The sequence below is a fragment of the Bradyrhizobium sp. USDA 4538 genome (assembly GCF_024171045.1).
Classification (GTDB): Bacteria; Pseudomonadota; Alphaproteobacteria; order Rhizobiales; family Xanthobacteraceae; genus Bradyrhizobium; species Bradyrhizobium australafricanum.
This window is the reverse complement of the sequence record NZ_JALJZE010000001.1, coordinates 8,557,749-8,579,560: the sequence shown is the minus strand read 5'-3', so window position 1 is coordinate 8,579,560 and position 21,812 is coordinate 8,557,749. Positions and strand designations below refer to the sequence as shown.

Annotated in this window: 19 protein-coding genes and 4 pseudogenes; 9 read left to right on the top strand and 14 right to left on the bottom strand. The window is 60.6% G+C overall.

Annotated elements, in window-relative coordinates; translation table 11 throughout:
* The first annotated feature begins 503 nt into the window (after positions 1 to 503).
* Entirely contained in the window at positions 504 to 827 is a 324-nt protein-coding gene (locus J2R78_RS39660) for a hypothetical protein (RefSeq protein WP_253609054.1), read from the top strand.
* 73 nt (positions 828 to 900) lie between these two features.
* On the opposite strand, the gene J2R78_RS39655 is transcribed toward J2R78_RS39660, so the two are convergent.
* The 5 genes and pseudogenes from J2R78_RS39655 to J2R78_RS39640 form a co-directional block, all read right to left on the bottom strand.
* The gene (locus J2R78_RS39655; protein ID WP_253609053.1) at positions 901 to 1,185 is read right to left on the bottom strand and encodes a GYD domain-containing protein; all 285 of its coding nucleotides are present in this window, start codon (positions 1,183 to 1,185) and stop codon (positions 901 to 903) included.
* A 47-nt stretch (positions 1,186 to 1,232) separates the two neighbouring features.
* Positions 1,233 to 1,451 (bottom strand): ADP-ribosylglycohydrolase family protein, encoded by a 219-nt coding sequence (locus J2R78_RS45475; RefSeq protein WP_375166768.1) that lies wholly within the window; start codon positions 1,449 to 1,451, stop codon positions 1,233 to 1,235.
* A gap of 158 nt (positions 1,452 to 1,609) precedes the next feature.
* A pseudogene (locus J2R78_RS45470) lies at positions 1,610 to 1,777 on the bottom strand (ADP-ribosylglycohydrolase family protein); the annotation flags it as partial.
* Between the two features lie 294 nt (positions 1,778 to 2,071).
* A complete protein-coding gene (locus J2R78_RS39645) occupies positions 2,072 to 2,356 on the bottom strand; it encodes a hypothetical protein (protein WP_229157924.1) in 285 nt (94 codons plus the stop codon).
* Between the two features lie 330 nt (positions 2,357 to 2,686).
* The gene (locus tag J2R78_RS39640) at positions 2,687 to 3,136 is read right to left on the bottom strand and encodes a YbhB/YbcL family Raf kinase inhibitor-like protein (RefSeq protein WP_253609051.1); all 450 of its coding nucleotides are present in this window, start codon (positions 3,134 to 3,136) and stop codon (positions 2,687 to 2,689) included.
* A gap of 119 nt (positions 3,137 to 3,255) precedes the next feature.
* Here J2R78_RS39640 and J2R78_RS39635 point away from each other — a divergent pair, with 119 nt between their 5' ends.
* From J2R78_RS39635 to J2R78_RS39620, 4 genes are all read left to right on the top strand, one after another.
* Positions 3,256 to 4,350 carry an MBL fold metallo-hydrolase gene (locus tag J2R78_RS39635; RefSeq protein ID WP_253609050.1) on the top strand — a complete coding sequence of 365 codons (1,095 nt, stop codon included), beginning with the start codon at positions 3,256 to 3,258 and terminating at the stop codon, positions 4,348 to 4,350.
* Positions 4,351 to 4,353: 3 nt separating this feature from the next.
* On the top strand, positions 4,354 to 5,493 hold the full coding sequence (locus J2R78_RS39630; RefSeq protein WP_256558737.1) for a CapA family protein: 1,140 nt from the start codon (positions 4,354 to 4,356) through the stop codon (positions 5,491 to 5,493).
* A gap of 168 nt (positions 5,494 to 5,661) precedes the next feature.
* Positions 5,662 to 6,729, top strand: a complete 1,068-nt coding sequence (locus J2R78_RS39625) for a tryptophan 2,3-dioxygenase family protein (RefSeq protein WP_253609048.1) — start codon at positions 5,662 to 5,664, stop codon at positions 6,727 to 6,729.
* The gene (locus tag J2R78_RS39620) at positions 6,726 to 7,910 is read left to right on the top strand and encodes a cysteine desulfurase (RefSeq protein ID WP_253609047.1); all 1,185 of its coding nucleotides are present in this window, start codon (positions 6,726 to 6,728) and stop codon (positions 7,908 to 7,910) included. Before J2R78_RS39625 ends, J2R78_RS39620 begins: the two co-directional genes overlap by 4 nt.
* Positions 7,911 to 8,085: 175 nt before the next feature.
* Here the strand turns inward: J2R78_RS39620 and groEL are convergent.
* A pseudogene (gene groEL / locus J2R78_RS39615) lies at positions 8,086 to 9,141 on the bottom strand (chaperonin GroEL); the annotation flags it as partial.
* A gap of 299 nt (positions 9,142 to 9,440) precedes the next feature.
* On the opposite strand from groEL, the gene J2R78_RS39610 reads away from it, so the two are divergent.
* On the top strand, positions 9,441 to 10,955 hold the full coding sequence (locus tag J2R78_RS39610) for a hypothetical protein (RefSeq protein WP_253609046.1): 1,515 nt from the start codon (positions 9,441 to 9,443) through the stop codon (positions 10,953 to 10,955).
* Between the two features lie 145 nt (positions 10,956 to 11,100).
* Here the strand turns inward: J2R78_RS39610 and J2R78_RS39605 are convergent, their stop codons facing one another.
* The 3 genes from J2R78_RS39605 to bfr form a co-directional block, all read right to left on the bottom strand.
* Entirely contained in the window at positions 11,101 to 12,024 is a 924-nt protein-coding gene (locus J2R78_RS39605) for a glycosyltransferase family 2 protein (protein ID WP_229157913.1), read from the bottom strand.
* A 656-nt stretch (positions 12,025 to 12,680) separates the two neighbouring features.
* Entirely contained in the window at positions 12,681 to 13,349 is a 669-nt protein-coding gene (locus tag J2R78_RS39600) for a glycerophosphodiester phosphodiesterase (protein WP_253609045.1), read from the bottom strand.
* Positions 13,350 to 13,397: 48 nt separating this feature from the next.
* Positions 13,398 to 13,880 carry a bacterioferritin gene (gene bfr, locus J2R78_RS39595; protein WP_229157909.1) on the bottom strand — a complete coding sequence of 161 codons (483 nt, stop codon included), beginning with the start codon at positions 13,878 to 13,880 and terminating at the stop codon, positions 13,398 to 13,400.
* A 331-nt stretch (positions 13,881 to 14,211) separates the two neighbouring features.
* On the opposite strand from bfr, the pseudogene J2R78_RS39590 reads away from it, so the two are divergent.
* A pseudogene (locus J2R78_RS39590) lies at positions 14,212 to 14,304 on the top strand (integrase); the annotation flags it as partial.
* Between the two features lie 244 nt (positions 14,305 to 14,548).
* Here the strand turns inward: J2R78_RS39590 and J2R78_RS39585 are convergent.
* Together J2R78_RS39585 and J2R78_RS39580 are read right to left on the bottom strand one after the other, a co-directional pair.
* Entirely contained in the window at positions 14,549 to 15,544 is a 996-nt protein-coding gene (locus tag J2R78_RS39585; protein WP_253609044.1) for a catalase family peroxidase, read from the bottom strand.
* A gap of 224 nt (positions 15,545 to 15,768) precedes the next feature.
* Positions 15,769 to 16,936 (bottom strand): annotated as a pseudogene (locus J2R78_RS39580) (saccharopine dehydrogenase family protein).
* 299 nt (positions 16,937 to 17,235) lie between these two features.
* On the opposite strand from J2R78_RS39580, the gene J2R78_RS39575 reads away from it, so the two are divergent.
* Positions 17,236 to 17,667, top strand: coding sequence for an SRPBCC family protein (locus tag J2R78_RS39575; protein ID WP_253609043.1), 432 nt, complete (start codon positions 17,236 to 17,238; stop codon positions 17,665 to 17,667).
* Between the two features lie 82 nt (positions 17,668 to 17,749).
* On the opposite strand, the gene J2R78_RS39570 is transcribed toward J2R78_RS39575, so the two are convergent.
* Positions 17,750 to 18,106 carry an Mth938-like domain-containing protein gene (locus J2R78_RS39570; protein ID WP_229157904.1) on the bottom strand — a complete coding sequence of 119 codons (357 nt, stop codon included), beginning with the start codon at positions 18,104 to 18,106 and terminating at the stop codon, positions 17,750 to 17,752.
* Positions 18,107 to 18,345: 239 nt separating this feature from the next.
* Entirely contained in the window at positions 18,346 to 19,446 is a 1,101-nt protein-coding gene (locus J2R78_RS39565) for a DUF6282 family protein (RefSeq protein WP_253609042.1), read from the bottom strand.
* A gap of 478 nt (positions 19,447 to 19,924) precedes the next feature.
* On the opposite strand from J2R78_RS39565, the gene J2R78_RS39560 reads away from it, so the two are divergent.
* Complete coding sequence (locus J2R78_RS39560; RefSeq protein ID WP_229157902.1) at positions 19,925 to 20,605, top strand: protein-L-isoaspartate(D-aspartate) O-methyltransferase; 681 nt, start codon at positions 19,925 to 19,927, stop codon at positions 20,603 to 20,605.
* A gap of 160 nt (positions 20,606 to 20,765) precedes the next feature.
* On the opposite strand, the gene J2R78_RS39555 is transcribed toward J2R78_RS39560, so the two are convergent.
* Positions 20,766 to 21,614, bottom strand: coding sequence for an acetamidase/formamidase family protein (locus tag J2R78_RS39555; protein ID WP_253609041.1), 849 nt, complete (start codon positions 21,612 to 21,614; stop codon positions 20,766 to 20,768).
* Positions 21,615 to 21,812: the final 198 nt, after the last annotated feature.

Genomic DNA, 21,812 nt, shown 5'->3' with positions numbered 1-21,812 from the left:
TTCGGTTGTCTGTTCTTGCGCATGCCTCCTGCTCCTATTGAATTCTTGGTTGTTGTGCAGGCGGACCTTCGTCGCGCGGGTTGGGATGTTATCAGAAATTGACGTAGAGCTGGCTATTTTTTTCCTGTTGAAGTGGAGCAACTATTGCCGAAGCTTTTTAATTTTCGAACGAACGAGGTCTGAGACTCTGCGGCTGCGGCGAGAAAATGCCTCGGTCGGCGACTGCGGACAGCAGATCAGATCCGCATGGTGGGACCGCCAGTACGATGCACTCCAAAAGAATCGGATTTCCAATCCGAATCCGCGCTCGTGGTCACGAACCCCGCCGGTTTTGGCTGCTACTGCCAGCCGAGCTGCCGGAGCAGCCCGCCTTGGCCTTAGCTCCATCGGCGTGTGCACCGGGAGATCAAGAAAAATCTCGGAGCTGCATATGTGAGATCGGACCTTCGATCGACACGTCCTTCAGTCCACGGTTGGCGAGGGCGCGGAAATCGGAAATGTCATTGAGCGACACGGCCGGGCCGATCCCGCTAGGCAACTTGACGTGCATGAGATCGGCGCTGTTCGCGTCGCCGAGCCAGAACGATGGGCGTCGCGCCGAAGCTCCGGACGTCGAAGCCTGCGCGTGCGCCCTGCGAGATCATTGCGCAGCCAAACGTGGCGGCGGAGGCTTTGCCGACCGGCTTGAGAAGTTTTCTGCGGACGCGATCCATGTGGCGCGGAGTCAACACTCAGCAAACAGACCTAAGGGCGCGCTGCGAGAATCAGACGTCGCACCGCTGGTTCAATACCTGAAGCGCGATCCGGACCCTAACAAACTCGAATAAGAACTCGATCCGCAGCGCTCGTCGCGCAACGGGTCGTTCGACTGTGAGCGCGGTTTGACTTTCCGCTCCACGCTCAGTCCGATGCGTCCTTGATCGCGGCTTCGAAGGTTTTTGCCTCGAAAGCCGGCATAGTCTGGATCCGCCCCAGACCCTGGGTGGAGTAACAGATGGAAAACGCAAGGACGGCCTCCGGTTTCGGGGCATCGACGATGTCAACGAAATCGTAATAGCCCTGCGTGTAGTGGATCGACTCGATCTTGATGCCCAGTTTGTCGAGCTTTGCTCTGGCCTTGCCGACCCGCTCCGACTGCTTGTTAGCCCACTCCGGGCTCAGATTTCCGAGCAGCACATATTTCATGGCCACCTCCACGGCATGTTGATCATTTTGCGCGAGGGACTGTGTAATTATACGTCCTTTGGCGGCCCGCGCCTATGCCGTTCCGCGTAACGGAGCTGTGCCAGCGATTGCTCGAAGCGAGCCACAACCCGGCGAAGGTCATCCGTCAGATGCGCGCGGGCCTGCTCGGCGACGTGATTGGGCAGGCCGTGAAGGGCTCCGGCCACGGCACCGGTGATACAAGCAAGCGTATCGGCATCTCCGCCGAGACAGACGGCCGTTCGCACTGCACCCAGTCCTGGAACTCGGATGCTACGACGAAAGCACGCGGCACCGTGCCTGCAGCCGAGATATCAAGACCGCCGCCGCGGCTAAGCGTCCGTTCAGGGCTGAGGTCATAGTGGAAGTCGCCAGTAAGCCGTTCGCGAACCGCCTGCGGCGCAACATTCTTCCGGAGGAGAAAGATCGAGAGATCGACGGCTCGAGCAGCAGCAATCGCATCCGGATGGTCATGGCTGACCGCCGCCTGTGCCGCAGCCAAATCCAGCACTTCGGACTCTGTCGATGCCAGCCAACCCACGGCTGCCACGCGCATAGTTGTTCCATTTCCCCAGCTACCATAGCCCGCCGCACCGTCTGAGAAGGCCTAGTCGATGAACATCCCGCCATAGCCGCGATCCGGATGACGGCGAACGAATGACCTCAGGCTCGCCGAAAAATCGCGCCCCCGAGAAGGGCATCGGCTACCGAGACCGTGCACACGGTGTCGTCGGTAAACCGGCGGGCGGGATGGAAAGTTCGACGTCGGGCCGGGGGGGCGGGTGGCTTTCAAACCGCGAACCGATGATATCGCCTGCGATCGCCCCTAGCATGGCCAATTGCTCTCCCCTCCGATATGGCGGCCGAATCAGGATTGAGACAGGTAGCGTGGCAGCTCGCGCTCGAATTCGGGAAAGTAACGGGAGATCGCAGTGATGTCGAAACGCCGCAGGATCGACTGTTGGGGCTCGCGATCAAGCAGGAATTGGAATGCCGCCTCGATGCAACGCTCCGGCGTGTGCGTGCCCTTCGTCAGTCGTTCGCAGGTGTCTCTTGCCATCGTGACGTGATGGCGAGTCTCGCCGTTTCCCGCACGAGCGATGACCTCGAATTCGAGTGGATCACCTTCGCTGGCTCGCTCGACCTTGATCACAGCCTGCCTCCACCGCAATCAATTCTATTCGGTTGTCATGATAGGTCCATCCTAACACGTTGGCGACGGTTCAAACAAAGTTGCCGCGGCTCGCCGCAAGTTCAAGCGAGCGCTCCTGCGAACTATGGAAGTGAAGGGCAGCGTGTGTTTCTGATGGAACTGCGACCGCACGGAAAATCCCGTTGGACAAATTTGAGCTAGCTCCAGCCAGACAATGGAAAATCAATCGGAAGCGCGCTTTCCGCTCGGTGAGCGAGGCAACGCGCACAAGCAGACCGGCGAGAGCAGGGGGCTAGCCTTGGAAAGTGGCCCGAGCGCCTCCCGTTGTCACTATCGCTCATACCAGCCGACGAGGGTCGCCTCCGCGATTAAGGATCTGCGCGCCTCTCGTTCGATGTCGCGGCAGGACGCGTTGGCTTTTGCCTGAAGCAGGTCGGTCGAGCTGGCAATCAGCCGGAAGTGATAATGATGAGGTCCATGGCCATGGGGCGGACACGGGCCGCCATAGCCTACTTTGCGGAAATCATTGACCGCCTGTTTCACATTTTTGTTCCGCGCGGCGCCTTCCGCAAGCTCCGTTAGGACTGCCGGAAGATCGTAAGCCGCCCAATGGTGCCACGTGCCGGCGGGCGCATCTGGGTCGTCGCAGAGCAAGACAAAACTTTTGGTTCCCGCCGGCGCATCAGACCATTGCAGAGGCGGTGAGAGGTCTCCTCCGTCGCAGGTGAACCGTCTCGGAATTTGCGCTCCGTCGGCGAAGGCGCTTGAAACGAGTTTCATGGCTTCCTCCATCAGCTTGCAGGGGACATAGGTTTCGGACCTGGGCTCGGGCCTGAGAGTTCCTACGGAGCCGGCGCGACCTCGCCGGATCGGCGGACGAGCGCGACCAGATTGCGGCCGTGTGGCTCGATTTTGGCGAGTGCGAAATCCATAAAGTCTGCTTAGATCAGGAAGTCCGTCGGGCAACTGCGGCAGGTTGGCTTGCTATGCGACCGCTTTTTCATCCGAACCTGGTCAATGGCCGCTACGGCGACCCGACGGTATATGTGGAGACGCTGTTCGAGAAGCGCAGCCTGCTGTTCGATATCGGAGAGATTTTTTCGCTGTCGCCGCGGAAGATACGACGCATCGACCAGGTCTTCGTCTCGCACGAGCATATCGATCACTTCGTTGGATTCGACCACCTGCTTCGCTTGCTGGTCGGGCACGAGAAGTCCGTGCAGCTCTTTGGTCCATCCGGCTTTACCGAGCGGGTCTTTCACAAGCTTCAGGCCTATCGCTGGAATTTGGTCGAAACCTATTCTAGCGATCTTGTCTTCATCGTGAGCGAGCTCGCAGCGGCGAATTCCATCTTGAGCACGCGGTTCAGGCTGAGGAAGGCTTTTGTCGCAGAGGCCTCAGTCTCTCGCAAGACCGTTGCCGGGGTGATCTGCGACGAACCGACCCATCAAGTGTCAGCCGTGATCCTTGAACACGGTACGCCCTGCCTTGCCTTTGCGCTGCAGGAGGCGGCGCATGTCAATGTCTGGAAGAACCGGTTGTTGGAGCGCGGGCTGCCCGTTGGTCCGTGGTTGCGCTCGCTCAAGCAGGCCGTGGCCGAACGACGCGCGGACGATCATTTGATCAAGATCGATGGATCGGCAGTTTCGGACAATCGGCTCGTTCCACTTGGGGCCTTGCGTGATCTCCTCACCGTCACGGCCGGACAGAAAGTTGGCTATGTCACCGACGTCGCCGATGCGCCGGCCAATCGTGGCGCCATCGTAGCGCTCGTGCAGAACGCGGATATCCTCTTCATCGAAGCCGCGTTTGCAGGAGCGGACGATGCGCTGGCGAGGCACCGGGCCCATCTCACGACCACAGCTGCTGGAGAAATTGCTCGAGAAGCCAACGTGCGTCGCGTCGAGCCGTTTCACTTCTCTCCACGTTATGTGGGGGAGCAGCAACGGATGCTTGCTGAGGTGATGGCGGCGTTCAGGGGGGCTCACTGCTAGACCATGCCTGAGGAAATCCATTTGCCCGCTGGACATCGAAAATCGCTCCGGCTCTTTCTATGCGGAGACGTCATGTGCGGTCGTGGCATCGACCAAGTGTTGGCGCACCCGTGCAGCCCCGAAATTCACGAACAATCCGCGCGATCAGCGGAGGAATATGTGTTGCTCGCCGAGCATGAAAACGGGTGGATTCCACGGCGCAATGGGCCGTCCTATGCTTGGGGCGCCGCACTGGACCAGTTGGCGCGGATGCGGCCGGACGCGCGGATCATCAATCTCGAAACGGCTGTGACCCGCAGCAAGGACCGCGCGCGCAAGGGCGTCAACTACCGCATGAGCCCCGAGAATGCAGATTGTCTGGCGGCCGCCAAGATCGACTGCTGTGTGCTTGCCAACAACCATGTGCTCGATTATGGGCGCCCAGGCCTGGAGGAGACGCTGGCAACCTTACAAAAGCTCGACATCAGGGCGACTGGCGCGGGGCGCAACGATCGCGAAGCCAGCGCTCCGGCCGTGCTCAATCTTGCCTATGCCCGGCTTCTGATCTTTTCGTTCGGCTCGACATCGAGCGGCATTCCCCTGGAATGGGCCGCCACCGAGGGCGCTCCAGGCGTCAACCTGCTGCCTGACCTGTCCGAAGCGAGCGCCTCAGAGGTTGCCGATCGAATCGTGGCGCTCAAGAAGCCGGGTGATCTGATCGTCGTTTCGATCCATTGGGGATCCAATTGGGGATATCAGATTCTGGACGAACAGATGGTCTTTGCCCGAAGACTCATCGACCAGGCGAACGTGTCGATCGTTCATGGGCATTCGTCGCACCATCCGAGAGCGATCGAAATCTATCGGGATCGTCTCATTCTGTATGGCTGCGGTGATTTTCTGAACGACTATGAGGGGATTCAAGGTTACGAGCGCTACCGGGACGACCTGGTGTTGATGTATTTCGCCGACCTGGATGCGACCGACGGCTGTCTTCACGCGCTCAACTTGATTCCGCTCCAGATCAGGAACTTCCGTCTCTCCATTCCGGCGCGGCGGGATATCGAATGGATCCGGCAGACACTGGATCGGGAGTGTCGAAAGTTCGAAGCTAGACTCGTCCTTGGTTCAGAAGGACAGCTTGCAGTTGCCGGGCCTGGCTGAACGTAAAGCCATTTGGGTCCGGGCCAGTGATCGGGATGGCCATGCAGTACCGGGCTCGTTTTCAGGCGCAGATCGGCGACGTTCGTTGTGCACTTGCTGCGGACCCGCATTGAGAGGATGATGCCGCGCAAGAGTTGGTGTCGTCCGTCATTTCGATGGAGATCAGCGATGCGCGTACCGGTCTACTATGGCGATTACCTGCGGCTCGACCGCCTCCTGTCATCGCAAGAGCCCGAAAGTGCCAGAATCGGCATCAACGCCCATGACGAGATGCTATTCATCATCGTCCACCAGGCCTACGAGCTGTGGTTCAAGCAGATTTTGCATGAGCTCGACCGGGTTGAGGCAGACTTTGGCGCGATCCCGGTCACTGATGATGCCATGGCCCGTATCGTACACGGGCTCAATCGTGTCCATGAAATCCTCAAGCTTGTCGTGGCCCAGCTTGACGTGCTGGAAACCATGACGCCATTTGACTTCCTGGACTTTCGCGACCTGCTGATGCCGGCTTCGGGTTTCCAGTCCCTGCAGTTTCGGCTGATCGAGACGCGGCTTGGCTTGCCGCCTGAAACGCGCATTCCATTTGATGAAAAGGCGATCGATGAGCGTCTTTCCCAATCGGATCGGGATGCCCTTCGAGCCGCCGGCGTTCGGCCATCGTTATTTGACTTGCTCAATCGTTGGCTTGCGCGAACGCCATTTCTTGACTGGGGAGGGGAGACATTCCGCGAGGCCTATCGCGCTGCGGTGGAAAAACATCTGGCTCGCGATGCTGAGCTGGTGCGCGCGGATCCTGCGATCCCGCCGGAAAAGCGCGATCGCGAACTGAAGAATATCGAGCGGGCGATTGCGTCGTTCTCGGAAATTTTCTCGGAAACAGATGAGGGGGGTAGTTGGCGGCTGTTGCCGCAATCAGTTCAGGCTGCCCTTTTCATCACTCTCTATCGTGACAAGCCTGCCGTGCAACCGGCGTTCCGTCTTTTGACTGTACTCATGGACATCGACGAAACCCTAACTCTGTGGCGATATCGGCATGCACTCATGGTGGAGCGCATGATCGGTTTGAAGATAGGTACTGGCGGCTCCTCGGGGCACGGCTATCTTCGGATGACGGCCGAGCGACATCGCATTTTCTCTGACCTGTTCCGACTGTCCACCTTCCTCATTCCACGTTCAGCTGTGCCTGAGCTCCCAGCCCCGATCCAGGAGCAGATGAGGTTCGTTTACGCGTCATGACCATGCTCGATCTTACCGCTCATTTTGCCAAGTTTCGCGCCGCAGCGCCTGAGCGGATCAACCTCGCGGCGCACAGCCACCACGACTGGCCCGACGTGACACTCGCCGCGCAAGAGCAGTGCTGGCACGATGCGGCGCGGCTCGCCGGCGAAAAATGGGGCTTGGTGTTCGGTGAACTGATCCCGCGGGTCCAGGCCGGGATCGCCAAGCACCTCCAACTACCCGACCCATCGAGCATCGCCGTTGCGCCCAACACGCACGAATTCCTGCGCAGGTTGTTGTCCTGCTTTTCGTCGGATCGGCCCATTCGTATCCTGACGAGCGACGCCGAGTTCCATACCGCACGTCGTCAGCTCGACCGCCTGGAGGAGGATGGATTGGTTGCCGTCAAGCGAATATCCGCCGAGCCATTCGAGACCTTCGCTGAACGCTTTCATGCGGCATGCGGGACCGGCGAACATGACCTTGTCTTTGTAAGCCAGGTGTTTTTCACCTCGTCAGCAACGTCGGGAAATCTCAAGGCCCTGATCGAGGCGGTACCTTCGCGCGATACTTTTATCGTAATCGACGGCTATCACGGCTTTATGGCCCGTCCAACCGATCTGTCTGAGATCGCGGACCGCGCCTTTTATCTCGCAGGCGGTTACAAATATGCGATGGCAGGGGAGGGGTGCTGCTTCTTGCATTGCCCACCTGGTTACGGGCCAAGACCCCGGGACACAGGCTGGTTCGCCGATTTCGGCTCGCTTGCAGCGCCTCCGGGGAAATCAGTCGGGTATCCTCGGGATGCCGGCCGTTTCCTGGGTGCGACCTTCGATCCCTCGGGTCTCTACCGGCTTGTCGCCGTATTCGATTGGCTTGCCCGTGAGAGCTTGACTGCTGAGCAAATCCACCGTCACGCGCAGGCATTGATGACGTTATTCATCGAGGGGCTTGCGCTTCAGCATATTGAGGGACTGCGGTCTGCAGATTTGATTACGCCATGGGGCGCTAAGGCCCAGCACGGCAATTTCCTGACCTTCCAGACGCGGCGCGCAGGCGAGATTGAGGCAAAACTTGCCGAAGTCCACGTGCACTGCGATCACCGCGGCGACCGCCTTCGCTTCGGTTTCGGGATTTGCACGAATGCAGCGGACCTCGATCAGGCACTGGCGAGAATCCGGCGTGTGATTGGCAGCTAAAGCCAGTCCGGCGCTCAATGGTGCGCAGTCTGCGGGTTCTGTGCGTTCTTGCAGCCAGAAGCACCCGCGTCCACGAGGGCTTGAACGGCTTCGTCGGGAGCAGGCCGACTCGTCGATATGCCGCCGTGACCATCAATGATGGAACGCCCGGTGTTAAGGCGATCGGGCGCGCTCATCAGAAATCCATCGGCGACGCAGCTGGCGCGTGTGTTTCTTGCTTCTTCGGCTTTTCGGCGACGAGGGCTTCGGTCGTGACCAGAAGCGAAGCAATCGAGGCGCCATCCTTCAGCGCGGTGCGGACGACCTTTGCGGGATCGATCACGCCGGCCTTGACCAGATCCTGATATTCGCCAGTCGCAGCATTGAAGCCCCAGTTGCAGTTCTCGTTCTCGAGCAATCTTGCGACTACCCTGCGAATCGTCCTCGCCCGCATTCTCCACGATCTGGCGCGCCGGCGCCTGGAGCGCGCGGCGCACGATGTCGATGCCCGCCTTCTGGTCAGAGCTGGCGGTCTTGATGCCCTTGAGCGCCTTCTGCGCCCTGAGCCGCGCCACCCCGCCGCCGGGCAGGATGCCTTCTTCCACCGCCGCGCGGGTCGCATGCAGTGCGTCGTCGACACGGTCCTTGCGCTCCTTCACCTCGATTTCGGTCGCGCCGCCGACGCGGATCACCGCGACACCACCCGCGAGTTTTGCCAGGCGTTGCTTCAGCTTCTCGCGGTCGTAATCTGAGGTGGTCTCCTCGATCTGTACCTTGATCTGCGTGATACGGCCTTCGATGTCGTTTTTCGCGCCGGCGCCGTTGACGATGATCGTGTTCTCCTTCTCGACCACGATCTTCTTGGCGCGCCCGAGCATGTAGAGCGTGACATTCTCGATCTTGATGCCGAGATCTTCGGCGATCATCGTGCCGGCGGTCAGCACCGCGATGTCTTCCAGCATCGCCTTGCGCCGATCGCCAAATCCCGGCGCCTTGACGGCGGCGACCCTTCGGCCGCCACGCAGCTTGTTAACGACAAGGGTCGCCAGCGCCTCGCCCTCGACATCCTCGGCGACGGCTTGCCAGATTGCACCACGGCTTCAAGCAGCGGCAGCCGGCTCTGCAGCACGGACGGTTTTTTCTCGTGGATCAGGATATAGGCGTCCTCGAGCTCGACCCGCATCTTCTTGGGATTGGTAACGAAATAGGGCGAGACATAGCCGCGGTCGAACTGCATACCATCGACCACCTCGTGGCAAAGCGGACATTGGCAAGAACGCGAAGGTCTGCGTGGCAACCGTCGACAGGAGATCGGCGACCTCCAGGTTGACGGATCGCCGATCTCAACTAGCGGCGCCCCAGCCTGGACCAAGGCCTCGCTATCCCGGATGCCACCTTCATGCAGGCGTCGGCCATCATGTCTCGCAGACGCGCGCACTGACGGGAAGGCGAAGGAGCCGAGAGCACGCCGTGCCCGCCGATCGTCTTGCAGAGTGTTTTGGTCTGGCAACTAGCTGGGGTAGCATTCGAGCTTCATTTCAGTGGGAGGCGATGGTGCTGTCGGAGCGCGAAGCTCGAGCGCGTACAACAGGCGGAGCGGCCTCCCTGGGCGGCGTCGGGTCCCCGTGGCCATGGACCGTGCTGGCGTGGGCCGCGCTGCTGGTGGTGATCGTTGCGTCGTTCAGGCCCGCGGTCCCGGTCATCTGGGGCGACACGCCATCCTTCGTGGAATCTGCTTTTCGTACGCTCGAGGCCGGACAGCCGACCGTGGCGGGTGGGCGCGATCCGGGCTACCCGGCGTTGCTGGCCGTGACGTTCGCGTTTGGGGGCGACCTCGGGACAATGGTGCGCCTGCAGCAGACGGCGTGGACCATCCTGATGCTGGCGCTCGCAGCAACCGCCCAGACGGCAACGCGCAACGCCAGTGGGCTTGTGCCGATCATCCTCGTGGCGACGTATCCGGGCCTGCTGCTGTTCAGGAATGTCGTCACCTCAGAGCTTCTCTTTGCGGTCTTCCTCAATCTCGCAATGGCTGGATTGCTCGTTGCCACCTGCGTCGGCAAAACGGCACGGTGCTACGCGGTCGCTGCCTCCATCCTATGCGCGGCTCTCGCGGCGTGCTTCAGATCGCAAGGAATCCTGGTCCCAATCGTCGCCGTCCTGGGGGGCGCGAGCCTTGCCCGGCCAGACACGTCCCGACGCCTTGCCGTGATTGCCCTGTCCGTCGCGGCAGCGCTGGGGCTCCTTGCCCTCGGCTCCCGGTTCGGGGCATCCAACTCCGACCAAGCCTCGGTCGTGTTCGTGCCCAAGACACTGTTCTGCAATCATCTGAACATCGTGCTTGCGAGCGATGCCGCGCGACGCGAGATCGTGTCGGCGGCCGGCGACCGCGCCGACACCACAATTGCGCGGCTTGCCGCCGACTTCGCGGCGGAGCCGGGTCGGTGGCCGGCACTCGGGTTCTTCGGCGACGCGTGCCTCTTCGACACCGCACTGGATCGAGACGTCGCCGGCGATACCGGGAATGCCGTCGGCGCGGCGAGCGCCTATCGGCGCATCTTCCTGGCCGCCGTGCGCGACCGGCCGCTGGCCTACGCGGGCAAGGTCGTCCGTCAGATGGCCTATGGGGCCACGGTCGCATGGCCGGCTTACGGACTCGCCCCTGCCATACCGGTGTCGACCGACGACGTGCCGCTCGTGTCCGACATCATAGCGCGACACGGCCGGGCGGCTCAGCGGATCGATCTGCAAGGGGGACCAGTTCGGATCGGCCTCTTGTCCGATCTCCCAGTCATCTCCGCCTATCTGTTCAGGGCCTTGTCCATCGCGTTTGTCATCGCCGTCATATATTGGACGGTGACCGCTGTCTTGCGTTGGCGCCCCGAGTTCTCAGCGCGCGGAGGTATAGTCATCGTGATGTGGGCGGCCTCGATCGGGACCGCCGCCGGCGCCCACACCCTCGACGTCTGGCGATACCTAATTCCCGCAGTGCCGATGGTCGGCCTCATGCTGTCCCTTTTTACCGTCGAACTGGCCGAAATTTTCGCATGCCTGCGGAGGGGCTAACCGCATCATTCGCGAGTTCTCGTGCGCAGAAAATGCGAGCGCATCGCTCTAGCGCCGCGATGTTGGCAGCCTCCTGAACGTGGGAGCTGTCTTTACAAGAAAGCCATCGTTACGGAGCAAGCTCAAGACGAATGAGTGACATCTCTTATTCCGGAGGCCGCAGGGCCAAATAAGCAAGCCGCCGCAACTCGCGGCGGCCACGCACGACGGTGTCGAGAATCATTCCGCTGAAGAAGCTAAGGAAGGCGAGTATCATGAGTCCTGTCGAAAGAACCGTGGTGGGCAAACGCGGCACTAAGCCGGTCTTAGCAGACGTGACGGCAAGAGGTACCGCGATCACGATCGAAACGAACCCGAGCAACGTGCCAATTATGCCGAAAAAAAGCATCGGTCTTTCAATTCGAAACAGCGTCAGGACGGTCAACAGGATGCGCCAGCCGTCGCGGAATGGCGAGAGCTTGGACTTCGAACCTTCCGGCCGGACTTTGTAAGCAGTCCCGATCTCGGCCACCGGCATGTGCAATGCCAGAGCATGGATGCTGATCTCCGTCTCCACCTCAAAACCTTCCGAGAGAGCGGGGAAGCTTTTTACGAACCGGCGCGAGAATACGCGATAGCCCGACAGGACGTCGCTGAACGAGCGACCGAAGATACGCGACAACATTCCTGTGAGGATCGCATTGCCGAGGCGATGGCCTGGCCTAAAGGCGGCGTCAGCGACCGAACTTCGCACCCCTACCACCATGTCCAGCTGGCATTCGATCAACTCCCGTATCATCGTCGGAGCAGCCGCCGCGTCATAGGTCGCGTCGCCGTCGGCCATCACATAGACATCGGCATCAATGTCCGCAAAACTCCGACGGACGACGTTGCCTTTTCCTGGCATCAGTTCGGTTCGAACTATCGCTCCAGCGGCACGAGCTACATTCACGGTATTGTCAGTCGAATTGTTATCGAAGACGTAAATGACTGCGTCAGGCAAAGCCGCACGAAATGCTGTTACCGTGGCGCCGACGGCCGCCTCTTCATTGCAACAAGGAAGGATTACCGCCACACTTTGTTGCTTCATAGCCTGACCAACTGCAGTATGCGCTCAACCGACAGTAAACCGAAGCTTCCGCGGGCCAGTGCAGGCATCACCCTATACAACTCGGGTTGAACCGCTGCTTCGTCGCGTGCTTGCCATTCAGCTCAATTTTTTTTCAGCCTGACCTTGCGCCCCAGAAGTCTGATCCAGTCCTGAGTTCATCCTGGCCGCTGGATTTGCTCGGTCGGGCGGTGTTAGCGACGGGAACTGGCGCGAAGCCCTAGAGGCATTCAGCACATGCAACTCCGCTCCCACGGATCCCCACCAGCATCCGGTTCGCTGTGGTCTCGGCAACGGCGGGATTGCTCGGATCGACCAGCAGCGCCATGGCGCGGGCCTCGGGAAGCAGCCGCCCGTTACACCCTACCACGTCGCTGAATTGGGCGCAGCGTTTTGCATCAAGGCAGGATTGGCCGCCGCTGCCCGCCCTGGGTCAAAACGCGACTTCGCGGGTAGGGCAGCTTCTGGCAAAGGCAGGCATTCGGCGCGCGTCGCATGCCCGCGCGAGTCGGCTTTGGTCTGAAGCGGGTCAAAGTGCGACTTAGCGGGGAGAAGGAGCCGGCTCCCGGCGCCAGATCAGGCCAATCTGTTCAACCGCTTTCGAATACTTCACGGGCGACGAACGGGTTTGCGCCCGCCTAATCAGGTCTGGCGCTGCGGCCGATAGTGCGGTCGACGTCGGCAATCGTCCCGTAGAGGCGCTGCCGCGAGAGCCAATGAAGGTCGTCCATGCGTTGCACGATTCCTACCACAACCGGCACGTGGTGGCGTCGCGCAAGCTGCTCAAGCGAGAAAACGGACCACCAGGCGCGAAAAGCGACTCGCGTCCAAGCGCGTGCGTCCCAGCCGAGCAGGAGGACATCCGGCGCATACCTGCGTACCGCACGATTCAGGTTCCATGGGTACATGACGATGATGCCCAGGCGCACCGGTCGCGCACCCTTCCACGGAAAGGATCTTGCGACTGCGGCAAAGGCAAATACGACCGAGCGACGGGCCACGTTGCTGGCAACCAGCCTCTCGATGACTCTAGAGACAAGTCCCGTCTCCTTCACCTCCACAAACAGTTCAAGGTTAGTTGGTGAAAGAAGCGACAGTGCCGCATCGAGGGTAAGCAAATTCTCGACATGACGCGGCGGGTCGTGTGACACCACCAATGTGTCGGAATCCGCTGCAAGGCAGACGTCAAATTCGACACCAGATATTCTGCCGTCACGGGCGGCACGTGCGAACGCGGCGAGCGAGTTTTCACCCGGACCCGCGGACCATCCACGATGCGCAACAAGCTTCATGACGAGATCCGTCATCGGCCGGGTCCGCTTGTCTCAGGAGGGCCAAAAGCAGTCGTTAACACTTCAGTCTTCGCCGAGCTCCCCGATATGACGCTGGGAATATAGCTCGTGGCCGATCCTCGCGACGAGTTCGATCTGGGTTTCCAGAAACTTGATGTGCTCTTCCTCATCGTGCATGAGTTGTTCAAACAGATCTCGTGTCACGTAGTCTCTGACCGAATGGCTATGGCCCGCAGCTTCGGCGTAGAGGGAGTGCGCCGACAATTCGGCTTGCAAGTCGCTATCGAGCACGGCCTTCACGGTCTTTCCGATATGAAGGGATTCCAGCGTCTGCATATTGGGAGACCCATCGAGGAAGATGATGCGTTCGATGAGCTCGTCGGCATGTTGCATCTCTTCAATCGATTCTTTGCGCCACGTCTTGGCCAGCACCTTGTAGCCCCAGTTGTCGAGCAGGCGGTAATGTAGCCAGTACTGGTTCACCGCGGTGAGCTCATGGCGCAGCGCTTTATTGAGGTATTCGATCACTCTTTTATCGCCCTGCATGCTCAGCTCCCTTTCGCGTGTGCCACTCGAAGCGTTGCGTTGAGTGGGCGGCTGGAACTTGATGTTTGACCAGGACGATGGAGAGTTTAGAGCGTCCGCGCTTTCGGTTCGAGCAGTTTTGGGGCATCTACCGCCCGCCGTGAGCGGCGAAGCAAGGCCAGCCCATGGGCGCCGGATGTGCCATATCCTGGGTGCGACGCCGAAAGCATTGCCGCCATCTCGCCCCGAATGGATGATCTTCGATTGATCATCGAATTAATTGCAGGTAACGCCGGGGAGAGAAATTGAACATGAGCCTGGAAAAGGGCCGAACGTTAATTGAGGGCCACAAGTGCTTGGCCACACCAAGATCGAGAGCACGGTCCGATATCTCGGCATCGAAGTCGACGACGCCCTGGCGATAGCGGAACAAATTGACTTCTGATGTACCCGGGCGGAGCGGACCTGCTCGACCCATCCGTTATCGGCCGGTCGGGGGAGAGACCGATATCACCAATTGTTCAAACAGCAAGTCGGCTTTTCTTCAGCGGATGACGGCTCCATATCCGCTTTTTCGGCCCCCGTGCGAGAAAGGTGCCGTGGATCGTCGCCCATCGCGCCACCAACGCCACGAACGTCCACTAGCGGGGATAGTTCGCTGGACGGCCTTCGGGCGATCGTCGGGCGATCTATTTGGTACGGCGCCCGAACGACTCCGCATACGCCTCGGTGCGCGTATTGATGAGTGGGTCATCCGAAGCGTCGATGCCGCTCGTCACATTAGTTGGCAAGAACAGCAACTCGTTCTCAACCTTCTTCGTATCCAACGCCTTGATCACCGCGATTTCGCCGAGCTCCACCGTCGGCCGGCTGTCCGGCCAAACGTTCGTGGCATCCGTGATAGGGTCAACTGCGGCGGCAACCTGCACCAGAAGGTGGAACTTGACTGGTCCTTTTTCGAGCGATGCCCGTAGATTGTCGGCGAGTGCGTTCGGAGGACGCTTCGCCGCCTCCTCGTCGCTCACGTAGGCGGGCCCGCTCTCGGGCACGATGCGGTAGCGGCCGAACTTGCTCGTTCCTTGCGCATCGGTGAACTTGAATGCGTTGACGCCGAAGAACGGCTGCGTGCCGTAGCTGACCGCCACCGGCCGAGGCGTGGTGACAAACGCGGACGCGGCCGGGTGGGTCGACAAGAATTTCTCAACCGGCGTCGGCTTGGGCACGTCGGGACCGCTCGCGCCGACCGCCTGGAGCAGAGCCAGAAAATCCTCGCCGGTCGCCACCGGAAATCCGTTTGCCGATATGCAGATTATGTCAGCCTCGCTCCCATCCGAGAGACGGAACTTGATCGCCATGCCGCGGATACGGTCGGTCGAAGCGTGGGTGTCGGGCGCGTCAGGGACGCCGCCCGCATTTGAGAAGCGAATGACCAGCGGCGTGGGAGCACCTTTGAGAAAGGCAGCCGAACTGAAGGTGTCGGCGCCTTGTGCCGGAGTGAAGATGCCTTCAAACACGGCACCCTTGGCGTGGTTCGCGCGAACGCGCGGATGCTGGCCGTAAAGCGCGTTCATTTGATTGACCAGCCGAACGCCAAGCGGCACGTCTTCGGCGCCGGCGCAGCTCGCGCCTGCCGCCATCAGCGCGGAGAATGCGATGCCAACAGAAATGCTTTGAAACGATCGCATGACTATCCTCCTGGTTTACGAGGGAGCGCATACGGAAAGCTGCTTCAGGCGGGCGAAAAATCGCGCCCACGGTAGGTAATCTAATCTAAAGCGCGCCCCCAACATAGTCGATATCCGGTCGAGCCTTACGCCATTGCCCGTTGTAATCGGTCTCTTTCCACTCGCCGGTTCCGCGCGCGCCGACAATGGCTGCGACCGAAACAAGAACAGTTCTGAGCGTTACCTCAACGCGCGCGGAAGGTGAGGCCGGCGCGCTCCTTCAGACGCTTGCGCAAGGCCGGCCCCATGAGCGCGCCCGGCGTCCAGATGCCGCCCGCGCCCTGCACGTCGCGCACGAGGCAGAGAGCGCTTTCGGTGATCATCTTGCTGGTCGAGCCATAGCCTGGGTCGCCGTCCCCGGTGACGACGGCCTCGACCCGTCCACGGTCCGGCAACTCGCCCACGAAGAGGATGTCGTAGAAGCCCTTCTCACGCTCGTCCCGGGTCGGACCTGCGCCGGGTTTGAGGCCGCCGGTCCAGAACAAGGAAACCACCGTGGCGAACGCTTCCGTCGCCACGCGGCCGAATTCCTCGAATCCCGACGCGACCATCATCTCGTCATACGCAAAGTCGGTGCCGTAGGGATGACCCAACAGGAAATTGGTACGGTGCACGTTCTTGATGTTGATCGGCCATCGGGAACGGCACGAGCCACGAGTTCATGCTCGAGTCGTATTCGGGGATGAGGCCCGACGGCTGAGACGGCCCGATGAACCCCGGCGTCAACGCGAAGGGATCGGTCAGCAGCTGGATCAGAGTCGGGTCGCGCGCCGCAGCGGCCAACGTCGCCTGCGCGCTCGCCGCGGTGCCGCCAGACATGCCGCCCTTCACCTTGCGCAGGCGGGCTTTGACCCGCCGCGCCGGGCGTCCGAATTTCTCGCGCGCCTTCTCCTGCAACGTGAGCACACCAAGATCGAACGGGATGGAACCGAAGCCACAGGAGAAGACAATGCGCGCACCGGTTCGTTTCGCCTCCTCGTGATGGGCATCGATCATGCGCCGCATCCAGGCCGGTTCGCCGCACAGATCAACATAGGCCGTGCCCGTGGCCGCGCAGGCCGCCACAAGCTCGGAACCGTGGAGCTGATAAGGCCCGACCGCCGTGATGATCACGGCCGCACGCTCGCACATCGAACGCAGGCTGGCCGGCTCCGCGGCATCCGCCTTCACCAACGGCAAATCATCGGGTGCGCCGATGTCGGCACGCACCTTCTGGAGCTTATCGGTCGAGCGTCCCGCAATCGCCCAGGACGGAGCATCGTCACCGCGACAGGATGTCGCCAGGTATTCGGCGATGAGACGGCCGGTGTAGCCGGTCGCGCCATGGACGATGAGGTCGAAGTCCCGCTTCACGGCGTTGATCCTCCTCGAAGCCCGGGAGCGCTACGTTGGCATCCGTGTGCAATCGCACTGTACGCTTCGCGGCCACTTTCGCCACAGGCGTCCGGCTGTCCGGCAGGTGATTGGGGGAGTACGATGCGAAGGGCCAGAGCACGAGCGAAGGAGAGATGAGCCCATCGGCCCAGACGAGTACGACATCCTTGCCTGACCCCGGCGCGCCTCCGCCAGCTCGACCTGGCGGCCCGCGGCGACGGATGCTCAGCGCCTCGGCCCGGCGACATCCACAGGAGATCGGAGCAAAGGAGGAACAGATGGCAACGATCGTAGAGAGCATTGAGATATCCCGTCGCCCCGAAGACGTCTTCCTATACGCGACGGACTTTTCGCATTTCCCCGAATGGCAGGGGGGCGTCGTGTCGGCGCGCCGGGAAGGTGACGCCCCGTTGAAAGCTGTGGTGACCCGGCGGGTCGGTCTACGGAAGTTGCAGAGGACGGAGGAGATAACAGAACTTAGTCCTCCGAGGACGTGGACGGTGCGCGGTGTCGGCGGCCCGCTCACAGCGATTGCCAAAGGCACAGTTGAGCCACTCGATGACGGCAAGCGGTCGCGCGTAACGATCGCCCTCGAAGTAGAAGCCCACGGGATTGCCAGGATGCTGGCTCCGCTCATCGTACGGCAAGTGCGAAGGCAGCTGCCGAGAAACGAGCAAAAGCTGAAGGAGTTGCTCGAGCGGGGCGCGTAACCGCAAAACGGGACGTCGTGTTTCGAACCGACCGTGGTGCCGCGCCTCTGTGAGCGTGGACAGCCTCACCTTGGCATTTCTTTCAACAAGTCACGTGAAAGAGCCCGATTCTCTTTGCGCGCGACCGGTTGAACACCCCGATCGCCTCGGGGGTCGGCTTCAGCAGGACCTCGCAACCCTTTCTTTCGAAAAAGGCTTCAGCTTCCGGTGACAGGTGCACGTTGCCCATCTGACCCGAGCCGATAACGACCTGGTCGCACCCCTTCTCGAAGACAAATTTGGCCTCGTCTTCCGAAAGTACGTGCGAGGTACCGTAGAGCTTCTTTGATAACTGCTTTTTCCGCTTCACAATTTCGCCGGAAAGGCGAACGACCACATCGTGTTCATACGTCTTTCCGTCAATTGTAATCGCGCCAAATGTGGTGCTCTCAATCCTCATCGCTACCTCCTTATAGTCAGAGCCTGCTCAAACACGCAGCGGAGAGGCGCCTTGACGCCAGCATCATCCTCGCTGAAGAGCGTTCCAGTTGCTGGATTGGGGCGGAAGGTGGTGTTGGAGTGCATGTCGTCCCTAGATTGCTGCGCGAAATGCTCAGGCACCGCAATTCCTCTATGCAGACGCACGCCTTCACCCAGCTCCCAGTCGGGAGATATCGAGGTCGCGAGAACGGCCGCAAGTCAACCCATCAGTAGCTTGCCGGTCACCTCGCGTCCCATAGTCGTGATCTGATCTTTAGTCAGGCCGGCCTTCATCAGGTCGGTGACGAACAGTTGAAGTCCGTCGGCAGGGCTCGGATTGCCAGTCTGACCGAGATCGGTCGCGAGAATGAAGTTTTGCGCGCCAACTTCCTTCACTGCGGCGGCAGTCTCCTCGACCTTCACTCGCCGCCAGTGCCGCATCCACTCCAAATGCGCCTCCGGTCCCATCAGTGGACCCATCGCGCATAGTTCGAGTTTCGCGCCCATCGACGCGGCCTTCTTCATTTGCTCGAAGCTCATGTTGACTACCTCGAACTGAGCATGGGTCACAACCATGCGATCCACGCCGGCATCGCGACAAGCCTCGATGACAGCGAGGGCCTCGCTCGGCGATAGATGTCCGGTCTGAACGACGAGCTTCTGCTGGGCGCAGAGTTTGAGCACGTCGCGTACTGCCGGAAGAACCTTTCCGTCAGCGTCGAGCACCTTGATGCCTTCCGGCGCGTCCTTGAAATGTTTGACGTGGTTGTCGGCATCGAAGGTGGGGAACCACACGACGCGGCCGAAGCCACCCTGCATACGCCACATCCAGTTAACCGCATCCGGATTTATCCCGCCGATCGGTGAATTAAGGACGACTCCGCCGAATACTTTGAGGCCGGCAACGTGCTTGCGCGCGAACCAAGCCCGGTCGGCAGTCGGCACGACGTGATTTTTGAGAACGAGCGACTCCAACCCGCGATCTTTATAAAGGGTCGCGACCTCGTCATCGTCCAGCGACCGCCCGAAGACATCGGGCGCCGTGTGAACATGCGTATCCATGAGGCCGGCGATCGGGCTCACCGCCGGTGGAGGGGGTGGGAAGACTCGAACTTGCGCGAATGCCTCGCGGGGGCCGACGACCGTCGCTAGCCCGGCACTGCCGACGATCGCAACCCCAGCCTTGAGCAAAGCGCGTCGAGTTGCATGACCGTGCTGCATATGGCCGTCATGGGCGCAGCCAACGTGGATCCCCCCGGGCACACGCGGCTTTCCGCAGCTATCAGTGAACTTCCATCTCGGGATATAGGACCAACTCATGGTGATCCTCCGCTGCTTTAGCGTTCGGCGCTGCACTGGCCTCAGGAGCGGCGCGAGCCTGCGAAATGCAAATGCTGGTAGCGCGAGCAAAGGAACGGCGCCGGAGTGCTAGCAAATGCCTGCCGACGGTCGCTGCCCGTTCCGCCACAAAGATTTCGGCATGTCCCGCTTCAAGGGCAACTGTCAATATTGTACAATTGTTGCGGCCCGTTTGAAGGCGTCTCGTTGTCCTCGATGGCCCTGTGAGGTCTTCAGCGTGTCGTGGGTAACGCCATCGGCGACGGAGTTCCACTTGAGGAACTTCCTCGGCATAGCCCGCGAGAGCGGTCGTAACGGGTGGCCAGTTGCTGCAACTGCCGGGGCGTGCGCGGGTGCGCCGTCCATTTCGCCCATGCGCAACGCCAATATGATCCGCGGCAAACGGCCGGAACATCAGTTAGGGCAAAGCATTCCGATCGCGTGCCCGTGAAGGTTGCCAATGCGAGCAGAAAACCTTGAGCCCCTGCGTAAACTCATGCTCGCCGTCATCGCCGCCAGCGCCTTTGAGCTGCGCGACGCAATCGGCAAGAATGCGCTAGACGAACGCGTCATGACTGCCATGGGCAAGGTACCGCGGCATGAGTTTGTGCCAATCGAACTTCAGCCCTACGCGTATGACAATATTCCACTTCCAATCGGCTTCGCAAAGACGATCTCGCAGCCATTTGTGGTCGCCTTAATGACCGATCTGCTCGACATCAAGGCCGACGACAGCGTGCTCGAAATCGGCACCGGTCTCGGCTATCAGGCTGCCATCCTCGCGCAGCTGGCGCGCAAAGTATACTCCGTGGAAATCATCGAAGAGCTTGGCCAAGCGGCGAAACAACGACTCCGACAGCAGGGCTGCAGCAATGTCGAACTCAAGATTGCCGATGGCTATCACGGTTGGTCAGAGCACGCCCCATTTGACAAGGTGATCGTGACGGCCGCTCCCGATCTCATTCCTCCTCCGCTGATCCACCAATTGAAAGCAGGTGGGAAAATGGTGATACCGGCCGGCCTGCCCAATGCGCAGCAGCTCATTCTGGCCGAGAAGCTCGCCAACGGCAGAATGACGATGAAAGAGATTCTGCCCGTCCGATTCTCTCAACTCGAGGGGACTGAACCCGACTTATCATAAGCCCGGGGGCGCATCCGTAACGGAGCATGGCCACAATGATCCAGAGCGGCAACACCGCCACCCTCGCGACCCGCACGTCGTGCGCCGTCCACCAAAGCGCCGGCATAACAGCTGCAATGAGGCTCCACTGTCGAGTACTGCTCGCGCGCAGGCGAGCTGCTTATACCACCGTCATCTCGCGCCTCAGATCGGGAGCGAAGATGGCCTTCGGGATCAGGGCGTGAACGCCGCGCACGATGTCCACCACCTGCGTCACGCGGAAGCTTACGGCGATGCTGCATAGGGCGTAGGCGTCCAGCTCGCTGATCTTCGCCCGCGTCGCCAGAAACTTGATCGCATTGCGCTCGGCAAGCGTCATCGCCGCGTTCAGGTCCTTGTCGAGCCCGATGACGATCCAATGTGCGTCGGTCTCCGCCACCGGCCAGGCCAGGTTCTTCTGCTTGTTGAGGATGACTTGGATGCGCAGCTCTTTCAGCCGCGTCTCCAGCGCGGCGAGCGAAATCTCGCCGTCCCTCTGCACCGCGTGGGTATCGCCCGTATAGATGAGGGCGCCCGGCTTCCACACCGGGATGTAGAGCGTCGAGCCTTCGGACAACTCGTTGAGATCGAGATTGCTGGCGTGCGGGCCCGGAGGCACCGAGTTGGTCACGCCGGGGCTCACGGGCGGGAAATAGCCGTCCAGCGGCGAAACGCCCAAGATTCCCTGGAACGGCTTCAATGGAATGCTGATGTTGGGCAAAAACCTGCCCGTCATGGCGCCAAGGTCGAGATCGACGTACTTGATCTGCGCCTGCGCATAGTCCTGCGGCAGCAGCCCCGTGCCGAGCGATCCCGGGTTGTTGAACACTGCGCCCCATTCGTAGGGACGGATCGATTGGTACCGGCTTTCCAGCACGTTGCCCGGTTCGGCGCGGTTCACAGCGATCGGTCCGATGACCGAATGTGGCCCCCGGCCGGGATTGCTTACGCGCAGTTGCACCAGCAAACTCCTGCCGAGCTGTCCCGTCAATGGAATGCCCGTTGTGAGCCGACGCAGTCCATTTGAACAACGAGCCTTTTACACTTCGGCTCGGAAAATGATCGGATGAAGGACTGATGCCGCGTTGGGACAGTGTGACTGTCGCATTACATCGCTTGCGCCAATAAAGCTTTAAGCATTGAATTCAGCGATGATACGCCACTACCGCAAGTAGTTTTTCGCGTATGC

Bases quoted from the DNA above. Each gene is read 5' to 3' on its own strand.
- J2R78_RS39610 (WP_253609046.1), top strand. From the start codon at position 9,441: ATGGTGCTGTCGGAGCGCGAAGCTCGAGCGCGTACAACAGGCGGAGCG.
- J2R78_RS39655 (WP_253609053.1), bottom strand. From the start codon at position 1,185: ATGAAATATGTGCTGCTCGGAAATCTGAGCCCGGAGTGGGCTAACAAG.
- J2R78_RS39560 (WP_229157902.1), top strand. From the start codon at position 19,925: ATGCGAGCAGAAAACCTTGAGCCCCTGCGTAAACTCATGCTCGCCGTC.
- J2R78_RS39630 (WP_256558737.1), top strand. From the start codon at position 4,354: ATGCCTGAGGAAATCCATTTGCCCGCTGGACATCGAAAATCGCTCCGG.
- J2R78_RS39600 (WP_253609045.1), bottom strand. From the start codon at position 13,349: ATGACGGATCTCGTCATGAAGCTTGTTGCGCATCGTGGATGGTCCGCG.
- bfr (WP_229157909.1), bottom strand. From the start codon at position 13,880: ATGCAGGGCGATAAAAGAGTGATCGAATACCTCAATAAAGCGCTGCGC.
- J2R78_RS39575 (WP_253609043.1), top strand. From the start codon at position 17,236: ATGGCAACGATCGTAGAGAGCATTGAGATATCCCGTCGCCCCGAAGAC.
- J2R78_RS39640 (WP_253609051.1), bottom strand. From the start codon at position 3,136: ATGAAACTCGTTTCAAGCGCCTTCGCCGACGGAGCGCAAATTCCGAGA.
- J2R78_RS39605 (WP_229157913.1), bottom strand. From the start codon at position 12,024: ATGAAGCAACAAAGTGTGGCGGTAATCCTTCCTTGTTGCAATGAAGAG.
- J2R78_RS39625 (WP_253609048.1), top strand. From the start codon at position 5,662: ATGCGCGTACCGGTCTACTATGGCGATTACCTGCGGCTCGACCGCCTC.
- J2R78_RS39570 (WP_229157904.1), bottom strand. From the start codon at position 18,106: ATGAGGATTGAGAGCACCACATTTGGCGCGATTACAATTGACGGAAAG.
- J2R78_RS39585 (WP_253609044.1), bottom strand. From the start codon at position 15,544: ATGCGATCGTTTCAAAGCATTTCTGTTGGCATCGCATTCTCCGCGCTG.
- J2R78_RS39620 (WP_253609047.1), top strand. From the start codon at position 6,726: ATGACCATGCTCGATCTTACCGCTCATTTTGCCAAGTTTCGCGCCGCA.
- J2R78_RS39565 (WP_253609042.1), bottom strand. From the start codon at position 19,446: ATGAGTTGGTCCTATATCCCGAGATGGAAGTTCACTGATAGCTGCGGA.